At 69.7% G+C, this 26,100-nt stretch carries 25 protein-coding genes; 10 read left to right on the top strand and 15 right to left on the bottom strand.

All coding sequences use genetic code 11. The annotated features are described in order from the left end of the window. From ACFQ36_RS08375 to mfd, 4 genes are all read left to right on the top strand, one after another. Positions 1-819, top strand: an 819-nt coding sequence (locus ACFQ36_RS08375) for a LuxR C-terminal-related transcriptional regulator (protein ID WP_377012510.1), incomplete at its 5' end; no start/stop codon positions are given. After that, the gene (locus ACFQ36_RS08370) at positions 795-3,476 is read left to right on the top strand and encodes a LuxR C-terminal-related transcriptional regulator (RefSeq protein WP_377012508.1); all 2,682 of its coding nucleotides are present in this window, start codon (positions 795-797) and stop codon (positions 3,474-3,476) included. The genes ACFQ36_RS08375 and ACFQ36_RS08370, both read left to right, overlap by 25 nt. A 357-nt stretch (positions 3,477-3,833) precedes the next feature. After that, complete coding sequence (locus ACFQ36_RS08365) at positions 3,834-4,469, top strand: PepSY domain-containing protein (RefSeq protein WP_377012506.1); 636 nt, start codon at positions 3,834-3,836, stop codon at positions 4,467-4,469. Positions 4,470-4,693: 224 nt separating this feature from the next. Further along, positions 4,694-8,293 (top strand): transcription-repair coupling factor, encoded by a 3,600-nt coding sequence (gene mfd / locus ACFQ36_RS08360; protein WP_377012504.1) that lies wholly within the window; start codon positions 4,694-4,696, stop codon positions 8,291-8,293. 53 nt (positions 8,294-8,346) lie between these two features. On the opposite strand, the gene ACFQ36_RS08355 is transcribed toward mfd, so the two are convergent. The 3 genes from ACFQ36_RS08355 to ACFQ36_RS08345 all read right to left on the bottom strand — a co-directional run bounded on the left by ACFQ36_RS08355 (position 8,347) and on the right by ACFQ36_RS08345 (position 10,904). Next, positions 8,347-9,783, bottom strand: a complete 1,437-nt coding sequence (locus tag ACFQ36_RS08355; protein WP_377012502.1) for a hypothetical protein — start codon at positions 9,781-9,783, stop codon at positions 8,347-8,349. A 277-nt stretch (positions 9,784-10,060) separates the two neighbouring features. After that, complete coding sequence (locus ACFQ36_RS08350; protein ID WP_377012500.1) at positions 10,061-10,522, bottom strand: hypothetical protein; 462 nt, start codon at positions 10,520-10,522, stop codon at positions 10,061-10,063. Positions 10,523-10,607: 85 nt separating this feature from the next. Continuing rightward, complete coding sequence (locus ACFQ36_RS08345; protein ID WP_377012498.1) at positions 10,608-10,904, bottom strand: hypothetical protein; 297 nt, start codon at positions 10,902-10,904, stop codon at positions 10,608-10,610. Between the two features lie 344 nt (positions 10,905-11,248). Here ACFQ36_RS08345 and ACFQ36_RS08340 point away from each other — a divergent pair, with 344 nt between their 5' ends. Further along, entirely contained in the window at positions 11,249-11,869 is a 621-nt protein-coding gene (locus ACFQ36_RS08340) for a superoxide dismutase family protein (RefSeq protein WP_377012496.1), read from the top strand. 25 nt (positions 11,870-11,894) lie between these two features. Here ACFQ36_RS08340 and ACFQ36_RS08335 read toward each other — a convergent pair whose 3' ends face one another. Beyond that, a complete protein-coding gene (locus tag ACFQ36_RS08335) occupies positions 11,895-13,676 on the bottom strand; it encodes an ABC transporter ATP-binding protein (protein ID WP_377012494.1) in 1,782 nt (593 codons plus the stop codon). Between the two features lie 120 nt (positions 13,677-13,796). On the opposite strand from ACFQ36_RS08335, the gene ACFQ36_RS08330 reads away from it, so the two are divergent. Continuing rightward, complete coding sequence (locus ACFQ36_RS08330) at positions 13,797-14,222, top strand: MarR family winged helix-turn-helix transcriptional regulator (protein WP_377012492.1); 426 nt, start codon at positions 13,797-13,799, stop codon at positions 14,220-14,222. A 65-nt stretch (positions 14,223-14,287) separates the two neighbouring features. On the opposite strand, the gene ACFQ36_RS08325 is transcribed toward ACFQ36_RS08330, so the two are convergent. Together ACFQ36_RS08325 and ACFQ36_RS08320 are read right to left on the bottom strand one after the other, a co-directional pair. Then, positions 14,288-14,740 carry a hypothetical protein gene (locus ACFQ36_RS08325; RefSeq protein ID WP_377012489.1) on the bottom strand — a complete coding sequence of 151 codons (453 nt, stop codon included), beginning with the start codon at positions 14,738-14,740 and terminating at the stop codon, positions 14,288-14,290. Between the two features lie 142 nt (positions 14,741-14,882). Then, a complete protein-coding gene (locus ACFQ36_RS08320) occupies positions 14,883-15,131 on the bottom strand; it encodes a hypothetical protein (RefSeq protein WP_377012487.1) in 249 nt (82 codons plus the stop codon). Positions 15,132-15,444: 313 nt separating this feature from the next. Here ACFQ36_RS08320 and ACFQ36_RS08315 point away from each other — a divergent pair, with 313 nt between their 5' ends. The 3 genes from ACFQ36_RS08315 to ACFQ36_RS08305 all read left to right on the top strand — a co-directional run bounded on the left by ACFQ36_RS08315 (position 15,445) and on the right by ACFQ36_RS08305 (position 16,523). Then, positions 15,445-15,675: a hypothetical protein gene (locus ACFQ36_RS08315; protein WP_377012484.1), complete on the top strand. Its 231-nt coding sequence runs from the start codon at positions 15,445-15,447 to the stop codon at positions 15,673-15,675. A gap of 3 nt (positions 15,676-15,678) precedes the next feature. Further along, entirely contained in the window at positions 15,679-16,023 is a 345-nt protein-coding gene (locus tag ACFQ36_RS08310) for a hypothetical protein (RefSeq protein ID WP_377012482.1), read from the top strand. 191 nt (positions 16,024-16,214) lie between these two features. Beyond that, positions 16,215-16,523, top strand: a complete 309-nt coding sequence (locus tag ACFQ36_RS08305; protein WP_377012480.1) for an SHOCT domain-containing protein — start codon at positions 16,215-16,217, stop codon at positions 16,521-16,523. A gap of 29 nt (positions 16,524-16,552) precedes the next feature. Here ACFQ36_RS08305 and ACFQ36_RS08300 read toward each other — a convergent pair whose 3' ends face one another. From ACFQ36_RS08300 to ACFQ36_RS08275, 6 genes are all read right to left on the bottom strand, one after another. After that, positions 16,553-18,682: a M1 family aminopeptidase gene (locus tag ACFQ36_RS08300; RefSeq protein WP_377012478.1), complete on the bottom strand. Its 2,130-nt coding sequence runs from the start codon at positions 18,680-18,682 to the stop codon at positions 16,553-16,555. Positions 18,683-18,930: 248 nt separating this feature from the next. After that, complete coding sequence (locus ACFQ36_RS08295; RefSeq protein ID WP_377012476.1) at positions 18,931-19,161, bottom strand: SCO4848 family membrane protein; 231 nt, start codon at positions 19,159-19,161, stop codon at positions 18,931-18,933. Between the two features lie 15 nt (positions 19,162-19,176). Continuing rightward, positions 19,177-19,677 (bottom strand): DUF2505 domain-containing protein, encoded by a 501-nt coding sequence (locus ACFQ36_RS08290; protein WP_377012514.1) that lies wholly within the window; start codon positions 19,675-19,677, stop codon positions 19,177-19,179. Between the two features lie 135 nt (positions 19,678-19,812). Beyond that, positions 19,813-21,126 (bottom strand): UDP-glucose dehydrogenase family protein, encoded by a 1,314-nt coding sequence (locus tag ACFQ36_RS08285; protein WP_377012474.1) that lies wholly within the window; start codon positions 21,124-21,126, stop codon positions 19,813-19,815. Positions 21,127-21,236: 110 nt separating this feature from the next. After that, positions 21,237-21,656, bottom strand: a complete 420-nt coding sequence (locus tag ACFQ36_RS08280; protein ID WP_377012472.1) for a VanZ family protein — start codon at positions 21,654-21,656, stop codon at positions 21,237-21,239. 22 nt (positions 21,657-21,678) lie between these two features. Beyond that, entirely contained in the window at positions 21,679-23,403 is a 1,725-nt protein-coding gene (locus ACFQ36_RS08275) for a sensor histidine kinase (protein WP_377012470.1), read from the bottom strand. Positions 23,404-23,663: 260 nt separating this feature from the next. Between ACFQ36_RS08275 and ACFQ36_RS08270 the strand changes: the two genes are divergently transcribed. Beyond that, positions 23,664-24,416, top strand: coding sequence for a response regulator transcription factor (locus ACFQ36_RS08270; protein ID WP_377012468.1), 753 nt, complete (start codon positions 23,664-23,666; stop codon positions 24,414-24,416). Between the two features lie 181 nt (positions 24,417-24,597). On the opposite strand, the gene ACFQ36_RS08265 is transcribed toward ACFQ36_RS08270, so the two are convergent. From ACFQ36_RS08265 to ACFQ36_RS08255, 3 genes are all read right to left on the bottom strand, one after another. Continuing rightward, complete coding sequence (locus ACFQ36_RS08265) at positions 24,598-24,825, bottom strand: hypothetical protein (protein WP_377012466.1); 228 nt, start codon at positions 24,823-24,825, stop codon at positions 24,598-24,600. 48 nt (positions 24,826-24,873) lie between these two features. Beyond that, positions 24,874-25,545 (bottom strand): deoxyribose-phosphate aldolase, encoded by a 672-nt coding sequence (gene deoC / locus ACFQ36_RS08260; protein WP_377012464.1) that lies wholly within the window; start codon positions 25,543-25,545, stop codon positions 24,874-24,876. A 385-nt stretch (positions 25,546-25,930) separates the two neighbouring features. Then, positions 25,931-26,077 (bottom strand): winged helix-turn-helix domain-containing protein, encoded by a 147-nt coding sequence (locus ACFQ36_RS08255; RefSeq protein WP_377012512.1) that lies wholly within the window; start codon positions 26,075-26,077, stop codon positions 25,931-25,933. Positions 26,078-26,100 lie beyond the last annotated feature (23 nt).

Raw genomic sequence — 26,100 nt, 5'->3', positions numbered from 1 at the left:
CTGCCTGCCGCTGCCCGGCTGCGGCAGGACCGGGTCGGCCGGCTGCGGCGGCTGGCGGACGCTGCCTGCGCCTTTGCCTATGCCCTCCTGCAGGACGGGGACGGCGTACGGACCCATCTGGCGGTCTCGGGCGACGAAGCGCGCGTGCCGTGGCAGGTGCAGGCGGCCGCCGGCTACTACGCCGGCATGGCACGGGCCACCGTTACCTCGTATCCTTCGGCCGCGGCGCAGCTGTGCGGGGAAGGCCGCCGTGCCGCGGACCAAGGCGCCCTTGCCGCTGCCCTGCGTTTCCTCAGCGGCGCCGCACGCCTGGGCGGTGTCGATGCCCTGCCCGACCTTGCCGCCGTGGCGGAGCAGGTGCAGGGACCGTATGCGCGGGCCTGCGCGTCCTTCACCTCCGGCCTGCCGGCGGAGGATTCTGCGGCACTCCTGGCCGCGGCCCGGCTGGCCGCCGGGGAAGGCGATGCGGTGTTTTCCCGCGAGGCGGCACGGCTGGCCCTGGCGCTGGCCGGCGGCGACACGGCGATGATGCGGGCGGCGCAGCAGTACATCCATGCGGACAGCGCAGGTTTCGACTTCTGCGTGGGCCGGCTGGGCGGGGGCCAGGCGCTGACGGCGCGCGAGCGGGACGTGGCCGGGCTCGTTGCCGCGGGCTGGTCCAATGCGGACATTGCCCGGCACTTCGGGGTTTCCGTCCGCACCGTCGAGGGACATCTGCACAAGCTGTACGCGAAGCTTCAACCCAGGCGCGATCCGGTGCCCGGCGACCTGGCCGCACGGAGGAGGGATCCGGAATGGATGAGCAGTGCACTGCGCTGATCGGCCGGCAGGACCAGGTGTCCGCCGTCGTCGGCGCCCTCACGGATGCCCGGTCCGGCGGCGCGATGGTGCTGGCACCGGCAGGCATGGGCAAGACCGCGCTGCTGCATGCCCTGATGGCATCGGCGGCGGACAGGTTCCGTTTCATCCGGCTGGCCGCCGGCACCGCCGCGGGAATGGATGTCCGCTTCGGGGCGCTGACCCCCATGCTGGCCCGGCTTCCGGTCGGCGGCGAGCAGGCCGTTGCCGACGTCCTGCGGACGGTGCTGGGGTTCGTCGGTACGGATGCGGACCTCCGGCGCCGCCCCGTGATCGTTGTCGACGACGCGGACGAACTCGATCCGGGCAGCGCCCGGGTCCTGGCCCGGCTGGCGGCCGGGGGTGCTGCACGGCTCCTGGTTTCCGCCCGCCCCGGCCACGGGCAGGCGGACGGTCCGGCCGCGCCGGCCGGGGGCGGCCGGTTGCAGCGCGTTGAGCTCGAACCGCTGACATGGGAGCAGCGGGACGAATTCTGCCGGGCGGAGCTGGGCTCCCCGGTACTGTCGGGCAGTATCCGGATGCTCGGCGAGGCCTCCGGCGGCAATCCGCGGAGCCTGGGGCTCCTGCTGGAAGAGGCCCGGCGCACCGGGCGCCTGGTGCAGCGCAACGGAGTGTGGCTGCTGCTCGGGGAAGTGCCGGCCGGGAGCCCGGCGCTGCTGGATGCCACCAGGTTGGAGCTGCTTCGTCTGGGCCAGGCCGACCGCGCAGGCATAACTATGCTGGCCCTCATGGGTCCGGTCCGGCGCAGCGCGGCGGAACAGTTGGTGGATCCGGAGACCATCGACCGGCTGGCAGCTGCAGGCTATCTGGACCCCGGCGGCTCCGACGCGCAGCTCCGCCTGACGCCGGCGCTGCACGAAGAGTCCGTGCGCCGGTTGGCGCCGGTTGGCCTCAAACGCCTGGTGCACCGGTGGTTCGGCGGCCCCCAGGCCGCGCCTCTGGCGGAACAGCAGCGGCTGCTGGCCGTCAGATGGGCCATGGACAGCGGCGAACCGGTGCCGGAAGGCCAACTGCTGGTTGCCGCCGAAGCGGCCAATGCAGCCTTCCTGCCGGGCACCGCCCTGGCCATCGCACGGGGCGGCACAAGTTCCGCGGCCGCGGTGCAGCTGGCCAGAGCACATCTGTACCGGGGGCACCTCGGGCTGGCCCGGTCCCTGGCCTGGCAGGTCATCCGAACGTCCGGGGATCCGGAGCAGGTAGCGCAGGCCGCCGGCCTTGCAGCCCAGCTGGTGCAGCACCAGGGGGAGGGGCGGGCCGCGCTTGAGGAACTGGCGGCCGCCTGGCAGGCCGCCCTGGTGCGGATGCGCCATCCGGCCGGGAGCATCCCGGACTGTCCGGGCGTCGAGCTGCTCCGGCTGCAGGCACGCCATGCCGGCGGCCGCCCCGCGGACATGCTGGGGGACCTGGACCGGCTGCTCCGGAGCTGTGCGGACCGGCCCGACCACGTGCAGGCATTGGTGCTGCTGGCGGAAGTCCAGTCGGCGGCAGGCCTGGGCGTGCAGGGCACGGCCACCGTGATGCAGGCGTTGGAGCAGATCACCGGCGGTGCGGACAGCGGCCCGGTCCCGGTGCCGCAGCTGCGGATCCGCCTGGCCCGGCAGCTGATCCGCAACGGCGAACTGGAGGCCGCTGCCCGGCAACTGGCGCTCCTGGAGGAGTCCGGGACCGCGGCCATGCTGGTCCTTGGCGGCAGCGTGGATTTCCTCCGCGCCTGGCTGGCTTTGAAACGCGGATTCGTCCGCGACGCCCTCGACCTGCTGGCTGCGGCCGTGGAAGGCCTGCGCCTGTGCGATCCCGAACAGCTGCTGCCCTGTGCGCTGGGGCGGGCGGCGGCCGCGGCGGCCTTGGCCGAAGACAGGCCGTCGGCCGGCCGGTATGCGGAGGAATTCGGCGCCTTGGCCCATCACGGCCCGCCGGAGACCTCGTTGCTCGCCCAAGCGCACATTGCCAGATCCACCGCGTTGTTCGGCGGTACCTCCGCCGCCGTGGAGCGGCTGGCGGACATCGCCGGGAGCTTGGCCGGCCGCGGCCTGCCGGCGGCGGAACTGGAGGTCCGGATGCTGATGATCCGGCTGGGGGACCGGGACCGGCTCGGGGAGATGATCCGCTGCGCCGGCGCCGTCGAGGGGGCCGAGGCCGAGATCTACCTGGGCCTTGCCCGGGCCCTGCGCACCAGGTCTGGGAAACAGGCGCTGGCAACGGCGGAGAAGGCAGCGGCCGCCGGGCACCTGATGGTCGCGGCGGAGGCTGCCGCCCAGAGTGTGCGCCATTTTGCGGGCGAGGCCAACCACCGGCTGGCCAAGGAAGCGGGCAGGTTCCTGCAGAACCTCCGCCGCCAGTGGCCGGGGATCGCCGGCCCGCGCCTGCCGCATGCCACCTCCAGGCGCCAGCTGACCCGCCGGGAACGCGACGTGGCGGTGATGGCAGCCGGCGGAATCCGGACCCGGGAGATCGCCGCCCGGCTGGGGGTATCCGTCCGGACCGTGGAGGGGCACCTCTACCGGATCTACGAAAAGCTGGACATCCGCAGCCGCAGGGAACTGGCCCTCAGATTCGGCAGGGAAGCTGCCGCGGGGCCGGTCCGGCCCCCAAGTAGCGCGCAGGTAATCCGCACGTAGCCGCCAGGCACGGCCGCCAGTAGCCGGTGCCAAAGTCGAGTGCGGCCTACTCATGCTGCCGGCCGGTCCGGTCCATAGGCTGATAAGCGAGCGGTCAGGAACACGCAGGCGAGTGTCCCGGCCCTCGTGCCGGCCCTGCCTTGGCAGGCCGGCAACCCCCAGAACGGGGCCGGCGGTTAGAAATCTTCCGAGACCGGGATTTCGCCCCCCAGCAGCCGCCGGCCCCTTGGGGGTTCCGTTCCGCCGGCGGATCCGCGCGGCGCGTTGAAACAGCTAAGCGTGGAAAGAACCAGCGGACATAGGCCCCAAGCCTGCCAGGCACTGGCCTCTCACGGTCGGGACCGCAACAATTGGGTCATGGAACCTCCGAGACATTTTTTCACGCTTTCCGCAGCCGTCGGCCTGGCCCTGCTGCTGGGCGCCTGCACTGGTGAATCGCCGGAAACCGGGCAGGTTTCCCCCACGGCAACCGTGACCGTCACGGCCACGGCCTTCCCTGACATCGACGGCCTCCCGTCACCGGGCGCCACCGGTACGGCCTCCCCCGGGGCCACCGGCATGGCATCGCCCGGGGCCACGGGCGCAGCAACGCGACCGACGGACGGCCGGTCCGCCGTCGAAGCAGCCGAGGCCGCGATCACGGACGGCCGCGCCGTCGGCATTGACTTCAGCAACCGCCGGCAGGCATGGAAAGTAAGCGTCGTCGGCGGGGACACCGAATACGAGGTCCTGGTGTCGGCCGACGGACGGGAGGTGCTGGACCGGAAGAACGACGGCTCCGCCGAGCCCGATGACCGCAGCGGGCTGGAGGCGGCAAGCACCGGGCTGGCCGATGCCCTCCGCACGGCCTTGGACGAGGTGCCGGGCACCTTGGATGAAGCTTCCCTGGACGAAGAGGACGGGAAGCCGGTATGGGAAATCGAGATTGACGGCGCGAACGGCTCCTCCACCCGCGTGAAGATCGACGCCGCCACAGGGGACCGGATCCGCTAGAGGATGGAGCCCCGTCCGCACCCCGCCACCGGCCGCCGGTAGTCCACTGGAACCAAATATCCGGCGGACAGTGCCGCCGGACAGTACCGTCTTGCGCGGGAGAACGTGCCCGCCAAGGCGGTACTGTTTAACCCGACCCCGGAGCCCGGCCGAACTCCGGGTATTTGCGTTGCCCTGTGCTGTCGTCGCCGCGGTTGCAGCGGCGACCGGGAAGGAAAGAGATCATGAGCCTGAACGGACTGCGGACTGCCCTGGGCGGGGACGGCTCGTTCGCGAAGGTCCGGGAGCAGGCCGCGAAGCCGGTCCACGGGCGCAGCGAGGACCTGCAGATCGGCGCCCCGCCGGGGCTGCGCGCGGCGCTCCTTGCCGAAATGGTGGACGGACTGGAGTCCGGGATCGTCCTGGCCGTCACCGCCACGGGCCGGGAGGCGGAGGACCTGGCCGCTGCGCTGCGCAGCTACCTGCCGCCGGCCTCGGTGGAGGAGTTTCCCAGCTGGGAAACCCTGCCGCACGAGCGCCTCTCGCCGCGCTCGGACACCGTGGGCCGCCGGCTGTCCGTGCTGCGCCGGCTGGCACAGCTTGGCGAGCCGGCCGGGGACGACGGCGGACCGCTGCACGTCGTCGTCGCACCGGTGCGCGCGGTGCTGCAGCCGCTGGTCAAGGGGCTGGGCGAACTCAAGCCGGTCTCGCTCACGGTCGGCGACGAGGTGCCCTTCGATGCCGTGGTCCGGCAGTTGGCCGATGCCGCCTATGCCCGCGTGGACATGGTCACCCGCCGCGGCGAATTCGCCGTGCGCGGCGGCATCCTGGACGTCTTCCCGCCCACCGAGGACCACCCGGTGCGCATTGAGTTCTTCGGCGACGAGGTGGAAGCGATGCGCTGGTTCGCGGTCGCAGACCAGCGCTCGCTCTCCGGCGGGAACGTCAAGCACCCCATGCGGCTCTACGCCCCGCCGTGCCGCGAGCTGCTGATCACCCCGGAGGTAATGAGCCGCGCCGCGAAGCTCAAGGACCGGATGCCGGCCGCCGCGGACATGCTCGAGAAGATCGCCGGCGGGATCGCCGTCGAAGGCATGGAGTCCCTGGCCCCGGTGCTGGTGGACGCCATGGTGCCGTTCCTGGGCGAACTGCCCGAGGGAAGCATCGCCGTCGTGATTGAACCGGAAAAGGTGCGCACCCGGGCACACGACCTGGAGGCGACCAACGCCGAGTTCCTTGCCGCGGCCTGGGCCACGGCCTCCGACGGCGGACCTGCGCCTTTGGCGCTGGATACAGACCCGGCGCTGCAGGGCGACCTCGAGTCTGCAGGATTCCGCTCGCTGGCCGAGACCCGCGTCACCGCGCTGGAGAATGCGGTGTCCTGGTGGTCCGTTACCTCCTTCAATCCCGACGACGAGACGGTGCTGGACATCGACACGCTCACCATCGCCGCACGCGAGCCGCGCGGCTACCAGGGCGACGTGGCCGAAATGATGGAGTTCATCGGCGCGCGGGTCAAGGACGCCTGGCGCGTCGTCGTTGCCACCGAGGGCCCCGGGCCGGCCCAGCGGCTGGCCGAGCTCTTCCACGACGCCGGCATCCCCGCCACGCGGGTGGAATCCCTGGACACGCCGCCGCAGCCGGGGATCATCGAAATCACCCGGGCCAGCGCGGGCAAGGGCTTCGTCTTCGACGGCCTGAAGCTCGGCCTGCTCACCGAGGCGGACCTGCTTGGGCGCACCTCCGCCGCCTCCACCCGGGACATGCGGAAGATGCCCTCGAAGCGGCGCAACGCCGTCGACCCGCTGCAGCTGACCGAGGGCGACTTCGTGGTCCACGAGCAGCACGGCGTCGCCAAATTCGTGGAGCTGGTGCAGCGTTCCTCCGGGGCCGGACCCACCAAGACCATGCGCGAATACCTGGTGCTCGAGTATGCCCCGGCCAAGCGCGGTGCGCCCGGGGACCGTTTGTTCGTGCCCACCGACCAGCTGGACCAGGTCACCCGGTACGTGGGCGGGGACACGCCGGCGCTGTCCAAGATGGGCGGCTCCGACTGGGCCAAGACCAAGAACCAGGCCCGCAAGGCGGTCAAGGAGATCGCCGGCGAGCTGATCCGGCTGTACTCGGCACGGATGGCCTCGCGCGGGTATGCCTTCAGCCCGGACACCCCGTGGCAGCGCGAGCTGGAGGAGGCGTTCCCGTACGTGGAGACGCCGGACCAGCTGACCACCATCAACGAGGTCAAGGCGGACATGGAGCGCGAGGTGCCCATGGACCGGCTGGTCTCCGGGGATGTGGGCTACGGCAAGACCGAGATTGCGGTGCGCGCCGCGTTCAAGGCGGTGCAGGACGGCAAGCAGGTGGCAGTGCTGGTGCCCACCACGCTGCTGTCCCAGCAGCACTATGAGACCTTCTCCGAACGCTTCTCCGGTTTCCCGGTGCGGGTGAAGCCGCTTTCGCGCTTCCAGGCCGCCAAGGAGGCGAAGGAAACGGTGGAAGGCCTGAAGAACGGAAGCGTCGACGTCGTGATCGGCACCCACCGGCTGCTGTCCAAGGAGGTCGAATTCAAGGATCTCGGCCTGGTGATCGTGGACGAGGAGCAGCGCTTCGGCGTCGAACACAAGGAGGCGCTGAAGAAGATGCGCACCAACGTGGACGTGCTGGCGATGTCCGCGACCCCGATTCCGCGGACCCTGGAAATGTCCCTGACCGGCATCCGCGAAACCTCCACGCTGGCCACCCCGCCGGAGGAGCGCCACCCGGTGCTCACCTACGTGGGCGCCTACACGGACAAGCAGGTGGGTGCGGCGATCCGGCGCGAGCTGATGCGCGAGGGCCAGGTGTTCTTCGTGCACAACCGGGTCTCCTCCATCGACAGGCAGGCCGCCCGCATCCGCGAACTGGTGCCGGAGGCCCGCGTGGAAGTGGCGCACGGGCAGATGTCCGAGGCCCGGCTGGAAAAGATCATCGTGGACTTCTGGGAAAAGCGTTTCGACGTGCTGGTCTGCACCACGATCATCGAGACCGGCCTGGACATCTCCAACGCCAACACGCTGATCGTGGACCGGGCCGACTCCTACGGGCTGTCCCAGCTGCACCAGCTGCGCGGCCGGGTGGGCCGCGGCCGCGAGCGCGCCTACGCATACTTCCTCTACCCGGCGGAGAAGCCGCTGGGCGAGGTGGCGCTGGAGCGGCTCAAGGCCGTGGCCGCGCACAACGAGCTCGGCGCCGGCATGCAGCTGGCGATGAAGGACCTGGAGATCCGCGGTGCCGGCAACCTGCTCGGCGGCGAACAGTCCGGGCACATTCAGGGCGTGGGCTTCGATCTGTACATCCGCCTGGTGGGCGAGGCCGTGGCCGAATACCGCGGCGAGGCGGAGGAGAAGGCCGCCGAGATGAAGATCGAGCTGCCGGTCAACGCGCACCTGCCGCACGAGTACGTGCCGGGGGAGCGGCTGCGGCTGGAGGCCTACCGCAAGCTGGCCGCCGCGCTGACCTACGAGGCGATCGAGGAGGTGGCCGCGGAGCTGGCGGACCGCTACGGCGAGCCGCCGCAGCCGGTGCTGAACCTGATCGCGGTGGCGCGGTTCCGGGTCGGCGCCCGGGCCGCCGGGCTGACGGACGTGGCAGTGCAGGGCAACTTCATCAAGTTCGCCCCGGCGAAGCTGCCCGAGTCCAAGGTGATGCGGCTGAACCGGATGTACCCGGGCTCGCAGGTCAAGCCGGCCCTGGATTTCATCCTGATCCCGAAGCCGAAGACGTCGCGCGTGGGCGGGCGGGACCTGGCCGACGCCGAAATCCTCGAGTGGGCGCAGGGTGTCATTGACGCGCTTTTCAAGGAGTGAACCGCCCGCGTCACACAGCTGCCGGCGGGCGGGTGTGTTTCACCGGTGCTCCATTACCCGGGCCCTGACCCGGTGCTCCACCAGTCGCGCAGCTCAGGGAGCGGCATGGCGGGATCCTGCGCGTAAGACATGATGTTGAGTTCGTGTGCGGTCCAGAGCAGCCCCGTGCTGTTGTCCGCAGTGATAAAGCAGGCCAGGCTTTCGCTGCCGTAGTCCACGATGCCGAGGCTGGATGAGCAGTCGCCCGGCTGCAGCCCTGCGGTGATGGAGCCGTACGCTGTCTCCATCGCGGACGTCGAATCGAACTGGTAATAGGTGACTGTTTGAGGTCCCCCGGCTCCGGGTGCGCACCTTACCGCGGCAACCAGACCGTCGACGAGCACCGGATCTGTCTCCTGGTGGATCCGGCAGGATCCGCGGAAGCTTTCCGGAACATGGGCAGCAAGCTCATCCGCAGGCCCGGCAGGCTTCCCGGGCGGCAGGTTGGGGCCCGCCGCCGACCCGCCGCCCGGGAGGCCGAGGAGCGCGGCTGCTGCCAGGCCGAGGATGACGGCGGCCGTGGCTGAGGCAATCACCGTCTGTGCAGTTTTCCTCGCGGGCTGTCCGGAACGGTGGTGGGGAGAACCCTGCAAAGCCGCCGCCAGGCGCCGCCGTACATCCTCATCCAGCGTCCTGAGGAAGGCCTCGGTCTCTGCCGGCAGGCGCTGGGACAGAAAAGCCAGGAGATTCAGGTAGCGGTTGGTCAGGTGCGGCGTACTTCGGAACAGCTGAACCAGCCGCGGCAGGATCTGTGACCTGACAAGGGCTGCCTGGTCCAAAACGCCTCGGACGTTCAGATCCGGGCTGAGGTCCGTACCCACGAGGAGCCTGTTCATCACGATCGCGGCGACGGACACATCGCGGCAACAGCTGGCCGCGATCTGGTCCCCGGAATAGGTGGTGGCCCGATGGTAGGGATACAGGAAGATATTCAGGACGCCCAGATTTTCCAACGCGGACAGGGCGACGATGACCGGCGTAAACCGTTCATGCCTGGCTTTAAGGGCGCCAAAGAGCTGGCCCAGGAGGAAAACCAGCTGCGGCCTGTTCCTATCGGTCTGCAGGTCGGCAATGTGTTTTCCTTCCAGCAGGATGATATGGGTGCCGAGATAGCTGGTCAGGCTTGCCGGGCTCGATGCTTTTTCCACCACGTAAACGTCCACGGGACGATTGAAATCCAGCATCGAGCGGACCTCTCCGATGACCGAGTTCAGTACCGGGAGGCTGTCCTCCGTCACTTTCACCCCGTTGCCGAGCAAGGCAGCCCGAAATACCTGGAGCACCGCCCATACAAAGGCGCCCACGAAGAAAAGCAGACCCGCTGTCAAGGCGACCGCTGCGGCACCGTAGATTGCATAAGCGGCCAGCGCGGCGACTCCGAATACAATGATCGTCGCGGTCAGGGCCAGCAGCAGCCGCCCGTATTCACTGGGATGGAGCAAAGACGGCACATCGACTCCGGCGGGTTCCCGGTGAACTGTGCGCGGAGCTCCCGGCGGGACCGGCGGGATCATTGGCGATGGGGAATTTCCGCTTGTGCTCATGGCAGGCTCCGAAGATTGCCGGCGAATTGAGCTGAGCGTAGCCCTTGCGCGTTACAGCCGTGTTATGGGACGGCGTGGACGACCGTACCCGCGGCCGTCAGGGGAACGACCGATGGCTTCAGGCATTTGGGCGGCGGTGAGCCTGCCAAGCGGTTAGCGGCTCACCGCCGGGCCCGACCTGTCCTCAGATGCTGCCGGGCCCCTTGGTCGGATCCGTGTTCGTCGCCGGTCCCGCAGAGGTCGCGCCGCCTTCGTCCGACCAGTCATTGCCGAGTTCGTCGGTGCGGGCCGGGTCCGACAGCACATCCGGTTCGGTCTCCGGGACGGTGCCGCTGATTCCGGCGCCGGCCTGGCGTGGGAAGGCGGAGTTGGCAGTGCCTGACTCCGGGTCCAGTTCCTGCCGGGCGGCGGAGGAAGTGTCTGTCTTGTTCCCGGCGGACTGCAAGCGGTCCTTGAGGACCGGGACCTTCTCCGCCACGGTATGTTTCACCGTGTCCTTCGCCTCGGTGATCTTTTCCTGGGTGCGCGGGTTCTGCCAAAACTTCCCGGCCTGGCTCTTCAACTGCTCGTACCGCTGTCTGCCGGCCTTGGTGCCGAAAACATAGCCGACGGCCAGTCCGGCGCCGAACGTGAGGGCTCGCATCATGGCTCTGCTCCTGTTCCTCGGTGGCTTCCAAGGCCCAATCTAGCGGGCGGGGCCCGACCTGTCACTGGCAGCGGGCGGGCGGACGCTACCCGGCGAACTGCAGCCAGAGCACCGCGGCGGCGATCACGACCGCGGCGGGGACCATCCAGAGCCAGGTGCGCCAGGTGTGCTGCCGGGGCCTGCGCGGCCGCGCGGCGGCTGGTTCAGGCACGGCTTGGCTCATTCCGGTCCGCAGTTCCTTCCGCGTGGGCAGCGGATCACCGGACGGCGCGGCGACCAGGGGGACAATCGGGATCATGCCTGTCGGCGGAACAGGATCCGCGGATCCGGTACGGATGTCGCGGCGGCGCGGATACTGCACCATGTCGGCCGGTTGGGTCATGACCTCAACTTTCATCTGTCGGGCAGGACCGCGGTGCGGGCGGGACGCGGGCCTGCGGCGCACTGCGGGGAACGGCGGGCCGGTGGGACCGCCGTAGCCATCGTATTCCCGCGGCGCCGTTCGACGGCGGCGGATCGGCCGGGCAGGCTCAGACTGTGGGCGAATCGTTATCCTGCCGCCGATCCGGTTGTGCTGCCGGCGAGGCTGTTCTTGCCCGGGCTTCCCTGCCATCCTGTAATTGCTGGAGCCGCGAACGCAGGAGAGCAGTGATGAACCAATCAGGTGGCAGGATCGTCATCGGCGCCGGCGGGTCCGTAGATGGCCGACGCAATGGAGGACGAATCATGGCACTCAAACCGGGCAACACCACCCTCATGGCCGCCGCTGCGGCAGCGGTCCTGCTGGCACTGGCCGGATGCGGCGAGAAGCCCACCGGTTCGGGCCAGCAGTCGGCCGTGAACCCCTCCAGCCCGGTCAACACGGGCACCTACGCCGAGGGGCAGCCGGTCAAGTCCAAGTTCAATGAGTTCGAGGACGCCACCGCCATCACCTACCACCAGCCGGAAATTCCCAAGGGAGCCGACGTGGAGACCCTGGTGAAGAGCGAGGGGAAGAGCACCACCGTGAGCCTGAAGGTCGAGGGGCTCGAAGCCAACCGGAAGTTCGGCGCCCACGTACATGTGAAACCCTGCGGCAAGGAGCCCGGCTCTTCGGGCCCGCACTACCAGAACAAGAAGGATCCGGTGCAGCCCTCGGTCGATCCGGCCTACGCCAACCCGAAGAACGAGGTCTGGCTGGACTTCAAGACGGACCAGGACGGCAACGCACAGGTGGAAAGCACGGTGGACTGGAAGTTCCGCCCGGGTGAAGGCCGGTCCATCGTGATCCATGCCATGCCTACGATGACCGAAAAGGGCAAGGCCGGCATGGCCGGCGACCGGCTGGCCTGCATCAACATCCGCTAGCAGCGCCGGCGTGCGGGTGGCCCCCTCAGGCGGCCAGGGCCGCGTAGCGGCCCCGGCGCTGCAGCAGGCTGTGGTGCGTGCCGTGCTCGACGACACGCCCGGCGTCGAGCACGGCGATCTGGTCCGCATTGCGGACGGTGGACAGCCGGTGGGCGATGGTGATCGTGGTCCGGCCCCGGGCCAGCCGGTCGAAGGCCTCCTGCACCGCGTGTTCGGTGCGGGTGTCCAGGGCGCTGGTGGCCTCGTCGAGGATGAGCACCTGCGGATTGCGCAGCAGGGTCCGGGCGATGGCGATGCGCTGCTTTTCCCCGCCCGAGAAGCGGTAGCCGCGGGAACCGACCATGGTGTCGTACCCTTCCGGCAACGCCGCGATGTGTTCGTGGATCTGTGCATCCCGGGCGGCCTGCTCGATTTCCGCATCGGTGGCGCCGGGCCTGGCATAGCGCAGGTTCTCGCGCACGGTGGCGTGCAGCAGGTAGGTTTCCTGGCTCACCATCCCCACCACTGAAGCCAGATCGGCCAGGGCCATGGTGCGGATGTCCACCCCGTCGATGGTGATCCGCCCGGAGGCAGGGTCGTGCAGCCGGGCCAGCAGGGCCGCCAGGGTGCTTTTGCCGGAGCCGGTCTGTCCGACCAGGGCCAGGCTGGTGCCGGCCGGGATGTCCAGTTCCACGCCGTCGACGGCGGGCATCGGGCTGCCGGGGTAGCCGAAGCTGACCTGCTCGAAGCGCACGTGCCCGTCCAGCCGGGCCGGGTCGATATCGGCCGGTACGGCCGGGTCGGCGATCTCCACCGGCAGGTCGAGGTATTCGAAGATGCGGGCGAACAGCGCCAGTGAACTGGTCAGGCTGATGCCCACGCTCATCAGCCCCAGCAACGGCCGGAAGAGCCCGTTCTGCAGTGCCGTGAAGGCGACGACGGTGCCGATGCTGATCTGCCCCGCGGTGGCGGGCAGCCCGGCGGCCAGGTAGATCAGGGCCGGAACGGCGGCGAAGACCAGTCCCATGGTGGCCATCCGCCAGCGCCCTGCCAGTTCCGAGCGCAATTCCAGCTCGGTCAGGCGCTTTGAGGAGTCGGCAAAGCGCGCCGCCAGCGCCGGTCCCGTGCCCAGGGTCTTGCTCAGCTGGATGCCGCTGACCGAGAGGGACTCCTCGACGGCCACGTTCATGTCGGCCAGCTCGCGCTGGCGGCGGGCGGTGAGCTCCCGGCGCATGGCCGCCACCTTGCGGGCGAGCATGATGGCAGGGGGCATCACCAGCAGCGAGATGAGCGAGAGCTGCCAGGACAGCGCCACCATGGCCGCCAAGGTGGCGACGGCAGTGGTCAGGTTGGTGGCGATGCCGGTGGCCGTGGAGGTGACCACCGCCTGCATGCCACCGATGTCATTGGTGATCCGGGACTGGATTTCGCCGCTGCGGGTACGGGTGAAGAACCCCAGGGACTGGCGCTGCAGGTGCGTGAAGACGTCCGAACGCAGCCGGTGCATGACCTGCTGGCCGACCCGGGTGCTGATCCAGGTCTGGAGGATGCCGAACACGGCGGTGGCCAGGGCGACGGCGAGCATTCCGGCCGTGAGCAGGATCAGCAGGCGCAGGTCCTGCTTCGGCAGGGCGGTGTCGATGACCGCCCGCAGCAGGAACGGGGCGGCCATCGAGGCCGCCGAGGATGCGACGATGATGGCCGTCACCAAGGCCAGTTGCCGGCGGTACGCGGCGAACAGGCCGGCGATGCGGCGCAGCGACACGCGGCCGGCCTGCTCCCGTTCCTCGGCGGTGGGGGCCGGGGCGAAGCGGCGGCCGGGGTTCATGCTGGCAGGTTCCGTGGGAACCACCCCTTTCTGCCGGGCCGGCGGCAGGGACCGCGGCCGCAAAATACTGGGGAAACCTCAATATGAGGCTACAACTGTATCAGCTGCTAGGCTATTCCCGTGGCCGATGAAAACCTGCTGGATTCCTTCTGGGCCGTGGCACGGCAGCTGCGGCGGCGCTCCCGCGAGGTGCTGGCGCCCTGGGACGTCTCGCCGTCGCAGTCGCGCGCGCTCGGAATGCTGCGCCGGCACGGGCAGCTGCGCCTCGGCGAGCTGTCCGAACGCCTGCACATCGTGCCGCGCTCGGCTACCGAGGTGGTGGACGGGCTGCAGCAGCGCGGCTGGTGCATGCGCGAGCCGGATCCGGCCGACCGCCGGGCCACCGTGGTCTCGCTGACAGAGGCCGGGCGCAGCCTGGCCGAGGCCATCCGGGCCGCACAGCAGGAGCAGGCACGGAACTATTTCGCCGTGCTGGGCGAGGGCGAGCGCGCCCAGCTGGCGGCCATCCTGGACCGGCTGGTCCGCGACCCGGCCGGTGGAAGCTAGATGATCGGGTCCCGACGGATTGCCGATGGCCGCAGGCGCCCGGCGGGCCGGGACGGCACGACGTGCTAGTCCGCGAACGACTCTCGCAGCTCCAGCACCCCGGAGTCCATGGCCTGGCTGCAGATCTGCTGGTTCGGGCACACCGAGACCGAAGCCCGGGCGACCGCGTCCCCGGTGCGGAAGGCGTAGTAGCCGCCGGCCGCCAGCAGCAGCAGGTCTTCGGTCTGGGAGCTGCCGGTGCAGGTACCCGGGCCGACAAACCCGGTTCCCGAAGCCGTCCGGCCGTCCAGCACGGTCTGGGACAGCTCCACGAACATGTTGTAGGACTGCCCGGCATCGCACCGGAACGTGACCGTGACCGAGACGCCCGCGCCGTCGGCCAGCAGCGAGCCGCGGTCCGGCAGTTGGATGGCGAGGTCTGCCGCGGCGGTCGTGGCGGCGCCGGCAGGAGCTGCTCCGGCCAGCAGGCCCAGGACGGTGGCGAATCCGGCGAGGCCGGACAGGGATGTTGTTCTCATGGCTGGTTGTCGACATTCAGGAAGAGCGGATAATCGTCGAGACGCCCGAAGGCTTGGTCCGCCGGAGCGGAGCACCGCGGCTGAAGAGCCCGTGGCCCTATTGTAGGGGCGGGGCCGTTATCCGGCACGCCTGCCGCCGGGTTCACGGCAGCAGGCGGCAGGCCTTGTTCGTGGACGAGGCCGATGGCATGGCCGACCTCATGCCGTACCATGCGCCGCGGCTCGTCGTCGGCGGGATCCGGGTGAGCCGGCCGAAGTTCATGCTCAGTTCGGACACCGGGATGCTTTGGGCCTGCATGCCCAGATAGGACCAGGAGCCGTTGCCCTGCGCGAAGACGACCCGGATGCCGCCATCGTTGTCCCTGATCTCCGTGAAGCTGAGGTTGGCCATGTCTGGTACGGCTGGTGTAGCGCAAGGCCGTTACCCGGCCGTTGCAGCCGGCGGGGGCGCCGGCCGCCAGTAACGCCCGCGTAACGCGGTCCGCCTAGGGTGGCAACGCACCTGTCCTGCGAACCCGCCTTCCAGGCCGGGGATTTCCTTCAGGAGGCATCCATGACCGCCAGCAGCCTGTCCGGCCGGGAAATGGCCAGCGCCCTCAATACCGACACCGCGCAGCCGGTCACGGCCTGGATAACTGTGGACGTCGGCCTGCACGCCGCCGGCGGCCGCTTCACCGTCCTGACCCGGAATAAGGGAGGAAAACATGCCCAAGTCCCACACGCCCGCCAGGGAACCGGAACCTACCGAGGCCTTTGGCGGGACCGCTCCGATGGAAGTGCAGCAAAGCCCCGGCCGCGAAGCGGCTCCCGCCGACGACCGGCCGGAGGAAACGTTCGGCGCCGGATCCGCAGCCCTGCCGCCGCGGAACATGGAGGAGATCCCGCATGCCACCGTGGCCGAGATGATCCGCATCGAGCGGGAACCGGGGCGGTGAGCGGTGGAGATCAGGTTCCGCAACAACACCGCCGGCAGCGTGAGCGTGGCCGTGATGTTCTACAGCCCGGACGCCTGCAGCCATGACGGCCAGTGGGGAACCCGCGGCTGGTGGGTCATCGGCCCCGGTGGCACCGCCCACGTACTCAACACCGGCAACCGGTACTTCTGCTTCTACGCCGAAGCCACCGACGGCACGGTCTGGGCCGGGGAGTTCGGGCCGATCTACATTTACCGGGAGGCCTTCGACTCCTGCCTGCTGATCGGCTCCACGGCGGCGATCGGCAAGGTGGGCACCCGCCGGGTCGACACCCGCGGCCATGACACCATCGTGAACCTGAACCGGTGACGGCCCGCCGGGTGATGCCGGGGTAACGCACCGGTGACGGGCGGTTTCCTACGCTGGGAGGGCACGGCCGGACCGGTTCCGGCCGTGACCAATGTCCGGGCAGGCCCCTATTTCTTCCCCGGGACCGCGGGTATTCTGGCCGTACGACCGATTCGTCGGCCCTGCGTTTGGCGTATCGAAGGAGAGTCAGCATGTTGCGGGGATACTGGTTTGAAATGGGCTGGGCCTGGATTTTCGGCCTGCTGCTGCTGGCCATCATCGCGTTGCTGGCAACGCTGGTCGTGCGCGCCTTCACGGGCGGCCCGGGCCGGCAGGGGCCGGAATGGGCAGTGGCGGGACAGGCGGGACAACGGGTGCTTCCGCCGCCGCGGAGTCCGGCCCGGCAGATCCTCGACCAGCGGTTTGCCCGCGGCGAGCTTTCCATCGACGAATACAACGAGCATCTGAGGGTGCTGGGCGAGCCGCCGTATCCGCCCGGGCAGGAGCCGCCGCGGGCCTGACCGCCCGGCCGGCAGCACCGGCGGGCCGGTCAGAGCACGCCGGGCTTGCCCGAGGCAAACAGCCAGATGTCGAACAGCTTGCCGAGGTCCTTGCCGGAAACCTCTTCGGCCAGCCGGATGAAGTCCGCAGTGGAGGCGTCGGCGCCGGCGTGGTCCTTCACCCAGCGGCGCAGGATCTTGAAGAAGGTGTCATCGCCCACCGTAGTGCGCAGCTGCTGCAGCACCATGGCGCCCCGCGCCTGCAGGCTCGGATCGAAGATCCGGTCCGGTCCCGGATCCGCCACCTTGAGGTCCCAGAACTGGTCCTTGGCCGGAATGCCGGCATAGAACTCGAAGGTCTGCTGCGCCGTGCCCAGGTCCTGGTTCTCGTTCCACAGCCATTGCGCGTAGGTGGCAAAGCCGTCGCTGAGCCAGGCATCCTTCCAGCCGGACACGGAGACGGAACCGCCGAACCACTGGTGGGCCAGCTGGTGGACCATCAGCGAGTCCGCCCCGCCGGGATCGTAGAAGAAGTCCTTGGCATACAGCGGCCGGGACTGGCTTTCCATCGCGAAGCCCAGCCCGTCCGCTGCGGTGACAACGCCGCCGGCCTCCTTGAAGGGATACCTGCCGAGCACCTTGGACAGGAAGTCGATGATCCGCGGCTGGCGCGAGAGCGCTGCCTTGATTTTCGAACCGATCGACGGCGGCGCCGAGACGCCGGCCGTCCAGTTGTTGCCGTTTGCCGGGCTGCCCTTCGGGGCACGGGAAACCTTCCAGCCGTTGAGCCGGTCCCGCTTCCGGTCCGGTTCGAAGGAGGTGGAACCTTCGCCGGTGGAAACCTTGATGTCTTCCAGCAGCACGCCGTTGTGCTGGCCCGTGATGTCGCTGGCGTAGGTGATGGCCAGTTCCACGTCCTTGCCGGCGTAGCCGGACAGGTCGAAGCGCCACTGTTCCCAGCCGCCGCTGGAGCCGCTGGCGGCCCACCATTGGCCGGAGCTGCCCTTCGGGCGGCAGCCGCCCTTGCCGTCGCCGCTCTGATAGTGCTTCAGGAACGGATGCACCTCATGCCAGGCGGGGCAGGAGAACCCGGTGTCCTGGGTCGCATGGCCGGTGGTGTCCTGCAGCGTGGTCCACTGGTCCGCCCCGGCCACCCGGGCCTCGACGAAGGCGAAGTCCCAGCCGGGTTCGGTGTCGCGGTCCATCCAGAAGGAGAGCGTGGCGCCGTCCTCCGGGATGCTGATGGTGCGGGCCAGGCGCTTGTAGGACGCGTTGGCGCTGCGCGACCATGCCAGTCCGTTGCCGTTGCGGGGCAGCACCAGCTTCTCCAGGGACGGGTCCACGGCGTCCCAATAATGGACACCGGCCCTGGTGTATTCGCGGAAGTCGAACCGGCCGACGTTGATCGAGGCAAGGTAGGGGACGATGGGCTCGTCCGCCTCCCAGGTGAAGGTGGTCCGGCCGGCCTTGCTGGACATCCTGCGCAGCGCGCCGTTGGCGACCACCTCCCAGTCCTGCGGGACGCTGATCCGGTAGCTGAAGGTGGCCTTGTCCCGCGGCGTGTTGTTCACCGGGAACCAGGTGGGGGCGCTGAGCGGATGCCCGGTCACCACGGCCCCTCCGGGGGTATGGATGAAGCCTGCCTTCCCGGGCCGGGTCAGGGTTTGGGGGCTGCCGCCGTATTCGACCACGGTGCGGAACAGCGACCCGCGGCTGATGCCGCGCGGCGGCCGGATGGCCAGCTCGCCGTCCGGGGTGTGGGTCCAGGACGCGGTGAGTCCGTCCACCTGCACGGAATGGACCGTCAGCCCCTGCAGGTCGAGGTTGAACGAGGAGAGGTCCTGGCCGGCCCGGGCACTGATCGTGGCATGCCCGTTGAGTTCGTCCGTGGGCGGGTTGTAGTCCAGGTCCAGCTGGTAGTGCTTGACGTCGTAGCCGCCGTTGCCGGCCAGCGGAAAGTAAGGATCCCCGGCACCGGCGGATCCCTGCTGGTATTCCGAAATCGCAGGGCCCGGGGCAGCCAGGGCCGTACCGGGCAGGGCGGCGAGGACGACGGCGAGGCCCAGCGCGGTGCGGGCCCGCCGCCACCATCGCGTGGACGGCGCGAGGCACCGCCGGCCGGCAGGTGCACCGGCGCCGGGCCGCTCTCCGGCTGTCCAGGACCTGAAGTTTGCGCTCATGTCTCCCCAACCGGTCCGCCGGAACGTGTCCGCCGGACCCCGACGCGGAACGGCGCAACGGCATGCGGCCGCCGCGCAGTTCGTAACCTCAATGCGATCTGCTCCCCGGCAGGTAATGTCCACCCTGCTATCGCCGGGTGCCGCTGTCAACGCAAGGTCAGCGAAAGAATGCCGCCGACGCCAAAGGCCTGTGCAGCGGTTGCTGCACAGGCCTCATCGTGGTGGGTCCAGGTGGGAAAACGCCGGATTCAGGCCGGCCCGGCCAGCAGCGCCCGGACGCCGATCACCAGCGTGGCAATGCCGAAGATCATGGACGTGGTCACGAGCATGGAATGAACCAGCAGGTACCGGGTGGCGCCGCCCCGCTCATCCCGTGCGCGCGGGTCCCTCCAGACCCGGCGAAGGAACGGGGGCCAGACACACAGGGTCCAGACGCCGGCCAGGACCAGGATCCAGGCCAATGCCGCGGGTAAGTGCATGTGCGCCGTGCCCCGTCAGGCCCGGCCGGCAATCCAGGCTTCGGCCTGGGCCGCCTGGAGGTTGAGGGCCTTGGCCAGCATCGGCTCCGCGGCGGCGGCGATCTTGCCGCCCAGGAACGGGATTCCGGACGTGACCTCGCCCTCCAGTTCCACCCGGGTGGAGCCGCCCTCGGCCACCAGTTTCTGCACGGCCTTGGCGTCCACGGGCGCACCGGCGACCTTGACCTCGACGTCGGCGGTGCGGCTGCCGTCGGCGGCCGGGGCCTGCCACTGCTCGGTCTGGGTCACGGAGAGGGACTCGCCGACGATCTTGCGGGCGATCTCCGGCAGCCGGGTGGTGGGCAGCTTGCGCACCACTGTCAGGTTGAAGGCGCCGTCCACGGAGCCGTCCAGGTTCACGGAAACCAGGTTCCCGCCCACGAGTTCGCTGATGTGGCGGAGGAACGCCTCGCTGATGAAGGTGTCCGTCACCTGGGCAACGGAGTAGGGCAGGGTGGTGGAGGCGTTGAGGGCCATGGTGTCTCTCCCGTAGTGCATAGTGTCAGGGCGTTCGCCGCGCAGGAAGATGCGCCTGCCGGCGGCGGCGCCGAGGTCAGGCAAAACTCTATCCCGAGCGCCGGAGCGCACCCAACTTCGCCGGCCCGGGCCGGCTCAGGGCCGGCCGATGCCCTTGTACTTCCAGCCGGCGGCACGCCAGGCGGCGGGGTCCAGCACGTTGCGCCCGTCGAGGATATTGCGCTCGGCGACCTGCGCGCCGACGGCGGCCGGATCCAGGCTGGTGTACTGCCTCCACTCGGTCAGCAGCAGCAGTGCGTGGGCGCCGGCAATGGCGGTTTCCGGCACCGGGTCGTAGGTCAGCTCCGGGAAGCGGGTCTTGGCGTTGGCCAGGGCTTCGGGATCGGTGACGGTGACGGTGGCTCCCTGCAGCTGCAGCTGGGCCGCCACCGAGAGGGCGGGGGAGTCGCGCACGTCGTCGGAATCGGGCTTGAAGGCGGCGCCCAGGACGGTGATGCGCTTGCCCAGCAGCGAACCGCCGCACAGCTCGCGGGTCATTTCCACCACCCGGGTTCGCCGCCGCATGTTGATCGCATCGACCTCGCGCAGGAAGGTCAGCGCCTGGTCGGCGCCGAGTTCGCCGGCGCGGGCCATGAAGGCGCGGATGTCCTTGGGCAGGCAGCCGCCGCCGAAGCCGATGCCGGCGTTGAGGAAGCGCCGGCCGATCCGTTCGTCCAGGCCGATGGCGTCGGCGAGGACCGTCACGTCCGCGCCGGCGGCGTCGCAGAGCTCGGCCATGGCGTTGATGAAGGAGATCTTGGTGGCCAGGAAGGAGTTCGCGGCGGTCTTGACCAGCTCGGCGGTGGCGTAGTCGGTGACCAGGCGGGGGGTGCCGTCGGCCAGCGGGGCGGCGTAGACCTCGTCCAGGGCGGCGGCCGCCGCCGTCCCGGTACCGCCGGCCGGGACGCCGTAGACGAAGCGGTCCGGGTGCAGGGTGTCGGCCACGGCGAAGCCCTCGCGCAGGAATTCGGGGTTCCAGGCCAGTACCGCCTCCGGTGCGGTGCCGGCCAGGTCCGCGGCCAGCCGGGCCGCAGTGCCCACGGGCACGGTGGACTTGCCGACGACCACGTCGCCGGGACGCAGGTGGGCGGCCAGGGAGGCGAACGCGGCATCGACATAGCGCAGGTCGGCCGCGTATTCGCCCTTGCGCTGCGGGGTGCCCACGCACACGAAGTGCACCCCGGCACCGGCGGCGTCGTCCATCTCGGTGCTGAAGCTCAGCCGGCCGGTGGCCTGCACCTCGGCGAGCAGCTCCGGCAGGCCGGGTTCGAAAAACGGAGCCCGTCCGGCCTGCAGGTCGCCGATCCTGCGCTCGTCCACGTCGATCCCGACGACCTCGTGGCCCAGCTTGGCCATGCACGCGGCATGGACCGCCCCCAGATAACCGCAGCCGATAACAGAAATACGCATTCACACGTCCCTTGCAGATCCCGACGTCACTTACTGCATTGACGCTACTGCTTCCAGATTAAGGGAAAATGACGGTCTCCATGGTCCCGGGCTCCGTGGTCCCGGGCACCTCACCGTCGCCCCTTCCGCCGGCGGGAAGACCTGGGGCGCGGTTCCAGCGCGAGGCTGGCCGCGGCGCCCAGTGCCGCGCCCAGCGAATTGGCCAGCACATCCTGGAAGGTGCCGACGCGTTCGTCCAGGAAGAGGTACTGTGCCAGTTCGACCGCACCGGACAGCGCCGCGGCCAGGACCAGGGCAAGCCAGCGCCGCGGCCATGGCAGCAGGGCGCCGACGAGCAGGCCGAAGGGCAGGAAGAGCAGGACATTGGCCGCCAATTCCACCGCGCCGTAATCGATCCACGCCGGCACGCCGTGCCGGTGCAGCGCCTGGAGCGTGGTGTGCAGGAATCCGGCAGCCGGCCGGTCCACCGGCACCGGCCACAGCACGATGAAGGCCAGCGCCGCAGCGTAGAGGGCCAGTGCCGACCACACCGGAGTGCGGCTCCACGGCCGCCTAGCGCGCATGGGCCCGCGGCCGGGACGCCGGTGCCGCTTCCGCCGGGACCTGGACCGTGTCCGCCGGCGGCAGGCATACCGTGAAGGTGGTGCCGGCGCCCGGCTCGCTCTCGAACGTAATCCGGCCGCCGTGGGCATCCACGATGGACTTGGTGATGGCCAGGCCCAGCCCGACGCCGGGGATCGCCGCCTGACGCACGTTCCCGGTCCGGAAGAACCTGGTGAAAACCTTGCGGTGGTCCGCCTTGGCAATGCCGATCCCGTGGTCTTCGAGCCGGAAGGCGGCACCGCCGGAATCCGCCCAGGCACGGACCGAGACGTCCCCGCCGGCAGGGGAGTATTTGATCGCGTTGGAGAGCAGGTTGTCCGCCACCTGGCCCATCCGCTCCGGATCGATCAGCGCCGGCAGGGTCTGCGGAGCCTCCAGGTGCAGCCTGACGCCGGACGCCTCCGCCTTGGGGCCGGCGGATGCGACGCTGGCGCGCAGCACCTGGGCCAGGCAGGCGGGCCGCAACCTGACCGAGTAGTTCCCGGTGGCGGTGGAGAGCAGGTCGGTGACCAGCTGGAGCAGCCGCTCGGAATTGCGCAGGGCGATGCGCAGGGCGGCGGCGGCGTCCCGGGGAAGCCCGGATTCCTCCTCCAGGACCAGGTCCAGATGGCCCATGATCGAAGTCAGCGGGGTGCGCAGTTCGTGGGAGACGCTGGCGACGAATTCCTCCTTGACCGCCAGCGCGGTGACCAGGTCGGTCACGTCGGTGAAGGTGATGACCGAGCCGTCGAACCGCCCGTCGTCGTCCGTCATCGCGCGGGCTGTGACGGACACGGCGCGCTGCCGCTCGCCGGGCCCCAGCCAGATGAGCCGGTCCGAAAAGGATTCGCCGCGGACGGCACGGCTAACCGGACGTTCCCGGGCCGCTATCGGGGTCTTCCGGTCCGCTTCGAACGCCAGCAGCCCGGATTCGCCAGGATCCGCAGCGCCCGCCGGAACGGCCAGCCGGTGGTACATCCGCTGCTGGCTGTTCATCAGGATCTCCCGGCCACCGGCGTCCACGGCCACCACGCCGACGCCCACGGTGTCCAGGACGGTGTCCAGCAGGCGGGAGCGCTTCTTGCTTTCCGCCAGCAGGCGCTGCAACTCCCGGTCCCGGGCCGCCAGTGCACGGTTCCGTGCGGTCAGGTTTCCGCTGACCAGCGCCGCCGAAACGGCCAGTGCCAGCATGACGATGGGCACGGCAACCGGGGTGGCCAGGTCGGCAGGCTCCACGGGCCCGGCCGCGGCGATGACCGGCACCCACACGACCGCCGCCGCGGCGGCCAGGCTGATGAGGCAGGCCGCCACCGCACAAACACCGGACCAGGCCAGCCAAAACACCGGAAAGACCGCCAGCAGGTACAGGCCGGCCAACGCGTCGGCGGCTCCGTGGCGGACCAGGCCGACGACGGCGAAGTCGAGTATCGGGATCACCCAGAAGGAGCCGTAGGGCAGCCGGTGCCAGGGCACTGCCGCGCAGGCGGCGGTCAGCAGCGCCAGCAGGACCAGGCCGCCGGCGAAAACCGGATTGGCAAGCCTGCCCGGATGGAACAACGCGGCCGCTGCCGTGACCATCGCGACGGCGGCCACCAGCGGCAGCTGGCTGAGCAGGACACGGCGGCGCAGCGATCCCCGGTGAATCTGCCGGTTGGTGCCGGCCGGAACCGGTACGTGCCTGATGAATGCGGGCATGTCGTGACGCGTCCTTCCCCCATGGACCGTTTGCTGCTCCGCGGCGGGCGCCGGGCGCCGTCGGGACGAGCACCAGTATAGACAGGGCCGGCCGCGGCGGCACCGGCCTTTGGGCCGGCGGCCGGAAGCCGGCGCACGTCCGTGTAACCTGCCGGCAGGGGGCAGGTATACTGCAGCTCTGTGGCTGGTGAATAGTTCACCTGCACATGGTTTACGTAGTGCAGCAATATGGTTAAGTTCAGGCGAAGTCGGGGGGCAGCGTGAATAGCCAACGTGTGGCGGTCATTATTGAGGACGACGGGGACATCCGAAGCATTCTCGAATCGGTTCTGCAGCAATCCGGGTTCGAGATCCACGCCGCCGCCACCGGCGCCGAGGGCGTGGAAGCGGTCCGCCGCTTCGAACCGGACATCATCACGCTGGACCTGGGCCTGCCGGACTTCGACGGGTTCGAGGTGGCCCGGCAGGTACGCCAATTCAGCGACGGCTACATCGTGATGCTGTCGGCGCGTGCCGAGGAACTGGACACGTTGCTGGCCCTGGAGGCCGGTGCCGACGACTACCTGACCAAGCCGTTCCGGCCGCGCGAACTGCGGGCCCGGGTGGCTGCCATGCTGCGCCGTCCGCGCCATGCCGGCGCGGCTGCCGCGCAGCCTGTTCCGGTGCCCGAAGCGGATTCCAGCGCGCTGGTGCACAACGGCCTGCTCGTGGACCAGGCGACCCGCACGGCGCAGCTGGGCGGCCGGGACGTGGACCTGACCCGGACCGAGTTCGACCTGCTGCATGCCCTCATGGAGAGCGGTCGGGTGGTCCGAACCAAGTCGGACCTGGTCCGCCGGCTGCGGTACGAACACTATGACACCGGCGCGTTCGTCAGCGAGGCGGACGAACGCGCGGTCGAGGTGCATATCGGCAACCTGCGCCGCAAACTGGGGGACGATCCGCGGTCCCCGCGCTGGCTGGAGACCGTCCGCGGCGTCGGCTACCGGCTGGCCCCGCAGGTCCAGGACTGACCGTCCCTGCGCGGCGCCCTGCCGGGTCCACGCTATGAGCATGATGCCCGGCGACCGTGGCACCGGGCGGACGGCCCTGCCCGTGCCTGGGCCAGGGACTCCTGCTCGTGCCGTTGCCGGATGGCGCCATGGGAAGGCCCGCCCTCCTGCCGGGAAGGGCGGGCCGGATACGGCAGCGGGACTACTTGACCTCGTGCGAGTCCGAGCGGCCGAGGAGCTGCTTGGGAATGAAGAAGGCCAGGGCGAACAGGATCAGGCCGAGGGCGAACGCCGGGATGGCGCCGATCTGCGGCTCCAGGCTGAAGCTGACGAGCGAGGCGAAGAAGATCACTAGCACAACCAGGAAGGTGATCAGGTTGCCGGCCAGGCGGCCTTCGCCGGCATGGGAGCGCTGCGTGGTGCGGGGCATGGGGAAACTCCTCGATAGTGCGGGTGGGTGGGGCGTTGGGAACCGGCCTCAGTAGGCCGCCGCGCCCTGTTCACCATTAACAATAGCGACAGATGAGCTGGCGCCAATTCGTGTTGCGCCCGCCTCGATCAGGGCACGGGCGTCCTCGACGGTGCGCACGCCGCCGGAGGCCTTGACGCCCAGGTCCGGACCGACGGCTTTGCGCAGGAGCATGACATCCTCGACGGTGGCACCGCCGCCGCCAAACCCGGTGGAGGTCTTGACGAAGTCCGCGCCGGCCTCGACGGCAGCCTCGCAGACCATGACCTTCTGCTCGTCGGTGAGGAAATGCGTCTCCAGGATGACCTTCAGGATGGCCCCGCCTGCGTGCACTGCGTCCGCCACGGCGGCGATGTCCATATAGAGCGAGCTGCGGTCGTTGGCCCGGGCCGCCGCAATGTTGATGACCATGTCGATCTCGTCCGCACCGTCCAGGTTGGCCCCGCGCGCTTCGTAGACCTTAACGTCCGTCGGTGTGGCGCCGAACGGGAAGCCCACCACGCTGCAGGTCTTCACCCCCGACCCCTTCAGCGTATTGTGCACCAGGGCGGCCCAGATCGGGTTCACGCAAACGGACGCGAAGCCGTATTTGACCGCCTCCTCGCAGACCCGCAGGATGTCCTCGCGCGACGCCTCGGGCTTGAGCAGCGTGTGGTCAATGTACGAGGCGATGTCGGACATGGTGCTCCCTTCCTGGACGATCCCGGGCCCTGCCCTGGGCCGGCCCGCTCTGGCTTCCCATCTTTGCATAAACTCCGCACGAAGAGGCCGCCGGGGCCGGGCCCGCCGTCCTGTCGGCGGCCTGCCGCCGGGGTACCCGCCGCCGAGGTGTTCACGGCGCTGTGGAGGACCGCAGTCCGCGCGGCGGCCCGGCGGTTCACATGAGCGTAGGCACCGCTGTGGGGAGTAGCCGGGCAATGCGCGTGGATCCGGACGACGGCCTGCTCCTTCATGTTGCACCGGTGCGGGGCAGACAGCCTGCACTTCGCCGTCAGCGGGAAATGCAGGCGCGGAAGGGCACCCGTGCCGTAGGACCTCAGATGCAGCAGGGCATCCCCGGAGCCCGCTAGACGTTCAGCCGGTACCCGCGCTTGACCACGGTCGCCACCAGCCGCGGGTCCGGCAGCGCCTGCCGCAGCCGGCTGACCGCCATGTCCAGGGCATTGTCCGCCGTGGCGTCGGGCAAACACCCGGCCATCGCGTCGCGGGTCAGGACCGCGCCGCCGGCCGCGGCCA

The sequence above is a fragment of the Arthrobacter sp. GCM10027362 genome (assembly GCF_042679445.1).
GTDB lineage: Bacteria > Actinomycetota > Actinomycetes > Actinomycetales > Micrococcaceae > Crystallibacter.
The sequence above is the reverse complement of the archived record's forward strand: the minus strand, read 5'-3'. Positions and strand labels throughout refer to the sequence as shown.